The organism is Diaphorobacter sp. J5-51 (genome assembly GCF_001023515.1).
Classification (GTDB): domain Bacteria; phylum Pseudomonadota; class Gammaproteobacteria; order Burkholderiales; family Burkholderiaceae_C; genus Diaphorobacter; species Diaphorobacter nitroreducens.
Genome location: NZ_JSYI01000034.1, coordinates 1 through 1,193, shown reverse-complemented (window position 1 = coordinate 1,193; position 1,193 = coordinate 1). Strand labels below are relative to the sequence as shown.

Here is a 1,193-nt window from a genome sequence, read left to right as displayed (position 1 = left end):
GATTACGCAATGATCTTGGCAACGACGCCGGCGCCCACGGTACGGCCGCCTTCGCGGATAGCGAAGCGCAGGCCTTCTTCCATGGCGATGGGGTTGATCAGCTTCACAGTGATCGACACGTTGTCGCCGGGCATCACCATTTCCTTGTCGGCCGGCAGTTCGATGGAGCCGGTCACGTCGGTGGTGCGGAAGTAGAACTGGGGACGGTAGTTGTTGAAGAAGGGCGTGTGACGGCCGCCTTCGTCCTTGCTCAGCACGTACACCTCAGCCGTGAAGTGGGTGTGGGGCTTGATGGAGCCTGGCTTGCACAGCACTTGGCCGCGCTCGACGTCTTCGCGCTTGGTGCCGCGCAGCAGCAGGCCCACGTTGTCGCCAGCCTGGCCCTGGTCCAGCAGCTTGCGGAACATTTCCACGCCGGTGACGGTGGTCTTTTGCGTGTCGCGGATACCGACGATTTCGATTTCTTCGCCGACCTTGATGATGCCGCGCTCGATGCGGCCGGTCACCACGGTGCCGCGGCCGGAGATGGAGAACACGTCTTCCACGGGCATCAGGAAGGCGCCGTCCACGGCGCGCTCAGGCGTGGGGATGTAGGTGTCCAGGGCTTCGGCCAGGCGCATGATGGCGGGCTCACCCTTGTCGGACTGGTCACCTTCCAGGGCCAGCTTGGCGGAACCGCGGATGATGGGGGTGTCGTCGCCGGGGAAGTCGTACTTGTCCAGCAGCTCGCGCACTTCCATCTCGACCAGCTCGAGCAGTTCCTCGTCGTCGACCATGTCGCACTTGTTCAGGAACACGATGATGTAGGGCACGCCCACCTGACGGGCCAGCAGGATGTGCTCGCGCGTCTGGGGCATCGGGCCGTCAGCGGCCGAGCACACCAGGATGGCGCCGTCCATCTGAGCGGCGCCGGTGATCATGTTCTTGACGTAGTCGGCGTGGCCGGGGCAGTCGACGTGGGCGTAGTGGCGGGTGGCCGTTTCGTATTCCACGTGCGAGGTGTTGATCGTGATGCCGCGCGCCTTTTCTTCAGGGGCGTTGTCGATCTGGTCGTAGCCCTTGGCTTCGCCGCCGAACTTCTTGGACAGCACCGTGGCGATGGCCGCCGTCAGCGTCGTCTTGCCATGGTCCACGTGACCGATCGTGCCCACGTTCACGTGGGGCTTGGTACGTTCAAACTTACCTTTTGCCAT

The 1,193-nt window shown here is 63.6% G+C and carries 1 protein-coding gene; it reads right to left on the bottom strand.

The annotated features are described in order from the left end of the window. Positions 1-2: 2 nt before the first annotated feature. Positions 3-1,193, bottom strand: coding sequence for an elongation factor Tu (tuf, locus tag OX89_RS05680; protein WP_047349905.1), 1,191 nt, complete (start codon positions 1,191-1,193; stop codon positions 3-5).

Bases quoted from the DNA above. Each gene is read 5' to 3' on its own strand.
- tuf (WP_047349905.1), bottom strand. From the start codon at position 1,193: ATGGCAAAAGGTAAGTTTGAACGTACCAAGCCCCACGTGAACGTGGGC.